6 protein-coding genes and 1 pseudogene are annotated in these 7,225 nt (G+C 53.6%); 6 read left to right on the forward strand and 1 reads right to left on the reverse strand.

Annotated features, from left to right (window positions below):
* From MVD07_RS05205 to MVD07_RS05230, 6 genes and pseudogenes are all read left to right on the forward strand, one after another.
* Window positions 1–476: pseudogene (locus tag MVD07_RS05205) on the forward strand (ABC transporter substrate-binding protein); the annotation flags it as partial.
* Window positions 477–607: 131 nt separating this feature from the next.
* Entirely contained in the window at window positions 608–2,455 is a 1,848-nt protein-coding gene (locus tag MVD07_RS05210; protein WP_297499380.1) for an iron ABC transporter permease, read from the forward strand.
* A gap of 10 nt (window positions 2,456–2,465) precedes the next feature.
* On the forward strand, window positions 2,466–3,530 hold the full coding sequence (locus tag MVD07_RS05215) for an ABC transporter ATP-binding protein (protein ID WP_297499381.1): 1,065 nt from the start codon (window positions 2,466–2,468) through the stop codon (window positions 3,528–3,530).
* Window positions 3,531–3,547: 17 nt separating this feature from the next.
* A complete protein-coding gene (locus MVD07_RS05220) occupies window positions 3,548–4,114 on the forward strand; it encodes a DUF447 domain-containing protein (protein WP_297499382.1) in 567 nt (188 codons plus the stop codon).
* Between the two features lie 68 nt (window positions 4,115–4,182).
* Window positions 4,183–6,216: a CGP-CTERM sorting domain-containing protein gene (locus tag MVD07_RS05225; RefSeq protein WP_297499384.1), complete on the forward strand. Its 2,034-nt coding sequence runs from the start codon at window positions 4,183–4,185 to the stop codon at window positions 6,214–6,216.
* Window positions 6,217–6,285: 69 nt separating this feature from the next.
* Window positions 6,286–6,924, forward strand: a complete 639-nt coding sequence (locus MVD07_RS05230) for an alanyl-tRNA editing protein (protein ID WP_297499389.1) — start codon at window positions 6,286–6,288, stop codon at window positions 6,922–6,924.
* Here MVD07_RS05230 and MVD07_RS05235 read toward each other — a convergent pair.
* Window positions 6,925–7,225: DUF257 family protein (locus tag MVD07_RS05235; RefSeq protein ID WP_297499387.1), on the reverse strand; the 301-nt coding region annotated here is incomplete at its 5' end. It abuts the gene before it with no gap.

Consider the following 7,225-nt stretch of genomic DNA (forward strand, 5'->3'; position numbering starts at 1 on the left):
AGCAGGAGGCGAAGATACTCTTCAACGGCAAGTACGTCGGCGAAACCTACGCCCAGGCCAGGCCCGCACTCCTCAAGGCCTACGACATCGCTATACACAGCAAGGGAATACCCTTCAACGACACAAGGGCTCTCAAAACAGTAAACTCCCTCCAGTACTACTTCAAGGCCACGCTCATCGACGCAAACGGCCCGCTTCACCAGGCCTGGATGGCCATTGTCAACGCCTACAAGAGTGGAAAAATAAATAAGAATCAGTTCGAGAAGCTAAAGAAAGAACTGACTGACCCAATAAAGTTCAAAGATCCGCTGAGCGGTCAGATCGTTACCTTCACCGAGAGCTACGCAGCTAAGATAAACGACAAGATAGCCACCAACGCCGACTTCCAGAGCCAGCTCATGCAGGAGTGGCGCCAAGCAGCAATCAACAAGTACAACAAGGTGCTGAGCGACCTCAAGAGCATGGAGGGTAGCTGATTTACAGGGAGCAGTCAAGACCCCCCTCCATTTTTCTTCATCTTTTCATGCTCTTTTCAGAAACATTTAAATGTTTTCTGCCAATCCCTGCTTAGATTGAGAGTGGCTATAAAACGCGAGGAGGTTCTGCCATGAAGGTTAGCAAGTGGAGCGAAAGACTCTTTGGGACGCCCCTCCCAGATGCCGTCGTCATGACATCCTTTCTGTTCCCCCTGCTGTACCTCGTAATGTTCCTCGTGATACCGGTGCTGGTAATGCTGGCGACTGCCTTTGAGTACAACGGGCACATATCGCTCTACTGGTTCAAGAGCATCTTTGGATCGAGCTACTACTTCAACCCGTTTCATCCGGAAGGCTATCTCGTGACAACTAGGCCCTACGGGAATCACGAGGTATACTACCTCTTTGGCAAAGACTTCGGCGTTGTCTTGAACTCGATAATAGTCTCGATAAGTGTCATGATTCTAACGACCATACTCGGAACAGGCTTCGCCTTCATAATGGCCCGCTACGACTTCCCGGGCAAGAACATAATGAGGGTTCTTCTCTTCATCCCGCTCTTGGTAACGCCCTTCGTCAATGTTGTCGTCGTCAAGAAGATGTTCCTGCCCAATGGGCTCATTAACTGGATATTCTATGAGCACCTCCACCTCTTCCCCAAACCCATCTGGATCGACGGTTTAATAGGTGTTATTATAGCCCAGACCATAACTTACTATCCAATAGTCTACCTCAACGCCTATGCAAGCTTCATAAACATCGACCCCAGCCTTGAAGAGCAGGCCGAGAACCTTGGGAGCAAGGGCTTTCACCTCTTCAGGACGGTGACCTTCCCGCTCGCACTTCCGGGTATAACCGCCGGTGCGATTCTCGTCGGGATTTTCAGTCTGGAAGACCTTGCAGCTCCAATCGTCTTTCAGGGCAGCAACATCGCGAAAAAGCTCATGTCCTACCAGATTTACAGCTCCTTCGTCTCTGGCTTTGCCGTCGGAAACCCCCAGATGGCGGCGCTGGCACTGGTAATGCTCACGATAGCACTCATAATGTTCCTCACCGTCAGGTGGTACGTGGGTCTGAGGCAGTACGCCATGCTGAGCAAGGGCGGGAGGTGGAAGCCGAGGGTTGCAAAGCCCAAGTGGTGGCAGGCACTCCTGATAGCCTTTGTGGCGGTGCCGACGCTCCTCCTCACGATATTTCCCCAGATAGGTGTCATCCTCTTGGCCTTCTCAAAGAGCTGGTATGGAACCTGGCCAACCGGGTTCACACTGGAGAACATGAAGGCAATCCTCACCCAGCCTGACATAGTCAGGGTTATAGAGAACAGCCTGCTCTACTCGACGGTTGCCATCGTTATAATAATCCTCCTCTCGCTGACGGCTTCCTATGCCGCTGGAAGGTTCAAAAAGGCAAAGCTCTCCCCGATACTTGACAGCCTCGCGACGATACCTATAGCGGTTCCTGGAATAGTTATAGCGATGAGCTATTTCTTCTTCTTCTCTGGAGTGCCTCCTTTCAAGGGAAGCATCCTAGACCCGACGAACCTGCTCTACTTCTTCCCGGGAGCGGCGCTCATCCTTGCCTACTCGATAAGGCGCCTTCCCTTCGCGGCGCGCTCCATTTCCGCTGGAATCCAGCAGGTTCACGTGTCCCTTGAGGAAGCGGCGATGAACCTCGGGGCCGGCAGGTGGAGATCCCTTACAAGCGTCCTGCTACCGCTGATATACCTCAACCTCCTCGGCGGCGCAATGCTCAGCTTCGTCTACTGTATGAGCGAGACCAGCGTTGGCATCACCCTCGGCTCGATAAACTCGACCTGGTATCCGATAACGGCGAAGATGAAGGAGCTGATCATAGGCGCTGTCGGTAGCGCAAACCTCGCCGCCGCACTGGGCGTGTTCCTGATGGCGGTTCAGATAACGGCCATCGTGGTGGCCAACGTGATAACCAAACAGAGGTACGCCTTCATCGGTCTCACATGAGGTGGTTGAGATGGTTGATGTCAAGCTTGAAAACATCGTCAAGACATTTGATGGAACCACTGCCCTCAAAGGTATAAGCCTCAGCATAAAGCACAGGGAGCTCTTTACCCTGCTGGGGCCGAGCGGGTGTGGAAAGTCAACGACGCTGAGGATTATAGCCGGCCTCGATTACCCGGACACCGGGCACATCCACTTCGGTGATGAGGAGGTCACCTACCTCCCCTCTTACGAAAGGGGCGCCGTGCTGGTGTTCCAGAACTACGCCCTCTGGCCTCACATGACTGTCTTTGACAACATCGCCTATGGCCTCAGGATAAGGAAGGTTCCTAGGGAGGAAATAAAGAAGAAGGTCGAATGGGCCCTCGAACTGGTCAAGCTCAAGGGCTTCGAGAACCGCTATCCAACCCAGCTGAGCGGTGGACAGCAGCAGCGCGTTGCAATAGCGAGGGCCCTCGTCGTTGAGCCCAAAGTTTTGTTGCTTGACGAGCCTTTGAGCAACCTCGACGCGAAGCTCAGGCTTGAAATGCGCTCGGAGATAAGGAGGATCCAGCGTGAGCTCGGGATAACGGTTATCTACGTCACCCACGATCAGGAAGAGGCAATGGCTATAAGCGACAGGATAGCGGTGATGAACGTCGGAACGATAGAGCAGATTGGAACGCCGAGGGAAATCTACGAGAAGCCGAGGACGGAATTCGTTGCAAGCTTCATGGGCAAGACCAACGTTATCCCGGCCAGGGTTGTTGAGAGGGACGGTGACCGCATTACAGTTGAATTCGGTAGCTTCCGTCTCGATGGTCTCCACTACACAGAAAAGAGCGACAACGTCGTCCTCGTTATCAGACCCGAGAGGATAAGACTCAAGTCCGGTGAAAACACGGTCTCCCTTACCGGCACGGTTGACCTTGTTGAATACTACGGCTTCTTCACTGAAATAATCGCTCTCTTCGAGGGCGAGCTCAGGATAATCGCCAGGACGATAAGTGACAGGGAAGTGACCGGCCTGAGGCCAACCAACCCGGTGACCTTCTACATAGATAGGGACGACATCATAGTCCTCCCCAAGCAGCTCTAATCCCTTTTCTTTTGGTGGTGGCCTTGCTGACCGAGGAGAACCTTGTATATGAGATGCTCCTTGTTACGAGAACGAACGTTACACCCGTTGGAGTTGTCCGGAAGGGGGATTCTCTGAACTTCAAGCTCTTTCCTGGAAAGAGCTTCGGGGAGCTCCAAAGGGACAGACACGTGGCAATCCAGGCCACCAACGATCCCGAACTCCTCGTGAGAACCGCGTTGAACCTTCCCGTTGAACTGAAGTTCGAGGAGAAAGAACCTTACCGCTGGATTAAAGGGCTTCCGGGATGGCTGGGAAAGGCAACGTGTGCCGAGGAAACATGGAGGGACGATATCGGCGAGACTAGGGTTTTAAAGTGTAGCCTAAAGCCCGAGGGGGAAATCCCCGGGAGACTTCCCCAGAGACCCTTCACCAGGGCGGACTGCCTCCTCGTGGAGATGGCAGTTCTCTTCACCCGCTACCTTATCTGCCCCAAGGATTCTCTCCGGAACGGGATACTCAGGCTGTACACCACCTACCGCCACCTCGGCGGTTCCTCAGAGAGCGCTGATTACATTGTACAACACCTGAACCAAAGCGAATAGGTAGTGTTACCCAAAAATGGGTAGGGAAAGGTTTTAAGTAATTTTTCTCCCCTCTATAGGGTGGTACCATGAGGCGCCTGTTGGCCCTGTTCGTTGTTCTGTTCAGTGCAATGGCCATCGCCAACGTGGGGACGGTCTCGGCGAGCGAGTATTCTTACACCTACAGCAAGTTCCTCTACCAGCCAGCCCCGGTCGTTCCCGCGATGGCGATTCCTGGAGGAAACTTCACCCTCTACCTCAAGGGTGATATCAATAGCATAGACTCAATAACCGCCGTTTCGATACTTCACGGCCCCTACCAGCTCCACATTCTAGAGGCGAGCTTCAGTAAAGGAGGGAAAAACTATGCGGTGGTAGCGGTTCCCGATGACATAGTCCCCGATGATTACTTCCTGATCATCAAGACCAATAAGGGAACCCTTGTCCTCCCGAATGGACTTAAGGTCTTTAAGGAGTGGCCGAAGACCCTTAAGTTAGCATGGGTGAGCGACACCCACGTGACCAGCGGTTCCAAAGTCGGCTTCGTCTGCGGGAAATACTTCCAGAGAGACATTTACAAGCTCGAGCAGATGTGCTCCAATCCGATACCTCTCCACAGCGTCGTCGCCACCGACAGCGCCTACACATACTGGGCGATGAAGGGCGCAACCCTGCTAATCAACACCGGAGACGAGGTTGACACGAGCAGTGACCTGACCGGGTACAACATCATGTTCAACATCGTCAAGAGAGCAACCGCGGCGGGATTGCCTGTTGTCGGGATCAAGGGCAACCACGACGATCCGCCGACGATCTACACCCAGGTTCTCGGACCGACTTACTTCTACGTGACCGTTGGGAAGTTTATAATAATCGGCCTTGACACAGGTGGCGATAGAGGTTACCCAACGATGGATGAAATAAAGTGGATGGAGAAGGTTCTCGACGAGCACAAGGGTTACACTCCAATAATCCTCTACCACCACCCGTTCTTCTTTGCCCCGCGCTGGAACTACCTCGGTGGTGTCATAAAGGGCCTCGACCCGAGCACCGACTGGGACAAGCTGCGGGGCTACGTCGGACGCTATTGGGGCGCCAACCAGGAGGTTGCCAAACGCTTCCTTGAGGATGTTGTCAAGTACAACATCCCACTCACAATGAGCGGCCACATCCACCACGACATGTTCTGGCTCTACATCGACAAGAACGGCAACAAACACTACTTCCTGACCCTTACGGCTACCGGCGCACCCGACAAGGAGACCAATCCACCTACCATAAAGACTCACAGTCCGACGTGGTACGGAAGCAACCTCGTTGTCATAAGCGAAAACGGAAGCGTCTCGATGCCCTACGTTCACGTGAATATAAAGAGCAACAAGGTTCAGAGCGACTTCATGAGCATCCCGGTTCCGCAGGAATTCATAGTTTTCAGGCACGAGAGCAACCTTGGTTCGGCGGTAAAGTTTATCAACGAACTCAACCACACTGTCAGCGGGCCAATAGTGCTGGAGATACCCAAAGGGGCCAAGGTTGACCCGAGCGTCACCAACGTCACCTACAAGGTTGTCGGCGAGAGACAGATCGGCGACAGGTACTATATGCTTGTCAATCTCACCGTGCCCACCGGAGTGTCTCAGATAGTCGTTGACACCGCCAAGGACACAGAGAAACCTCAGGTTCAGATAGCCTACCTCCAGCCGAGCCGTCCGCGCCCGAACTCGCCGTTCATGGCTTACATAGTGGCCAGCGACAACCTCGGCCTCAGGAACCTCTACGCGGTCATCTATGACTCCAACGGCAACCCGGTTAAGTTTGGAAAGGTCACCAAGTTCCCGGCCGAACCCGCCAGTGGAAAGCCCGGTGACAACTTCTACATCCTTGAGCTCCCCGCCCTTGAGAAGGGCAACTACAAGCTTGAAATCGTAGCCGAGGACTTCTACGGCAACAAGGCGACGATAACCAAGGAGCTCTCCATAGGCACCGGAACCACCAAGACAACCTCTCCACAGGCATCTCCAACCAGCTCAACCGCAACCAGCCCTGCCAAGAACAAGGTCTGCGGACCGGCCTTCCTAGTTGCCCTTGCGGTTGTACCACTCCTCCTCAGGAGAAGAAAGTGAACCTTTCCCCTCTACTTTTCTTTCGATAGTCATTTAAACGTCCCCTCCAATTTATCTCCGGTGGGAACCATGACAAGGAAGCTCTACTATGAGGACGCCTACATGAAGGAGGCCAAGGCTAAAGTTCTGGAAATTAGGGAGAACGCCCTGCTCCTCGACCAGACGATATTTTACCCTACCGGTGGCGGCCAGCCACACGACAGGGGGACGATAAACGGAGTCGAAGTCCTCGACGTCTACAAGGAGGGGGAGAACGTCTGGCACGTCGTTGCGGAGCCCGAGAGGTTCAAGCCCGGCGATGAAGTTGAGCTTAAAATAGACTGGGACTACCGGTACAGGCTCATGAGGATTCACAGCGCGATGCACCTTTTAGAGCACGTTCTCAACGAAGTCCTCCCCGGGAAGTGGGAGCTCTACGGGAGTGGGATGAGCGCCGAGAAGGGCCGCTACGACATCCTCTACCAGGAGAACGTCAACCAGTACAAGGAAAAGATGATCGAAACCTTCAACCGCTACGTTGACGAGGGCGGTGAGATGAGGATATGGTGGGAAGGGAAAACGCGCTACACCCAGATAAGGGACTTTGAGGTCATTCCCTGCGGTGGGACCCACGTGAGGGACATAAAGGAGATAGGACATTTAAAGAAGCTCAAGCGCTCCAGCCTCGGAAAGGGGAAGCAGAGGCTTGAGTTATGGCTTGAGGGATGATCAATCTCCCGGAACGCTGACCCTGCAACCGTAGTCTCCAGGAGCTAGAGACTTCACAACCCTCAGAACGAAGCCCTTCCCCTCAAACCGGCTCTCAAGAACCCTGGTTGCGTGCTCCCTCAGCTCTTTCAAGATTTTTTCGCCTATCAGGTCTCTGTCTATCAGGTACAGGGCGATACGGCTCTCGTCCCCTATGTGGGGTCTGATAAGATATCCGAATATCTTCTCCCTTTCCCTCGGGTCGTTCTCATACCTCAGGAGAACCTTGTCGAAGCCCACTACAATCCTGAACCTGTGCTTT

Source organism: Thermococcus sp. (genome assembly GCF_027008145.1).
Lineage (GTDB): Archaea > Methanobacteriota_B > Thermococci > Thermococcales > Thermococcaceae > Thermococcus.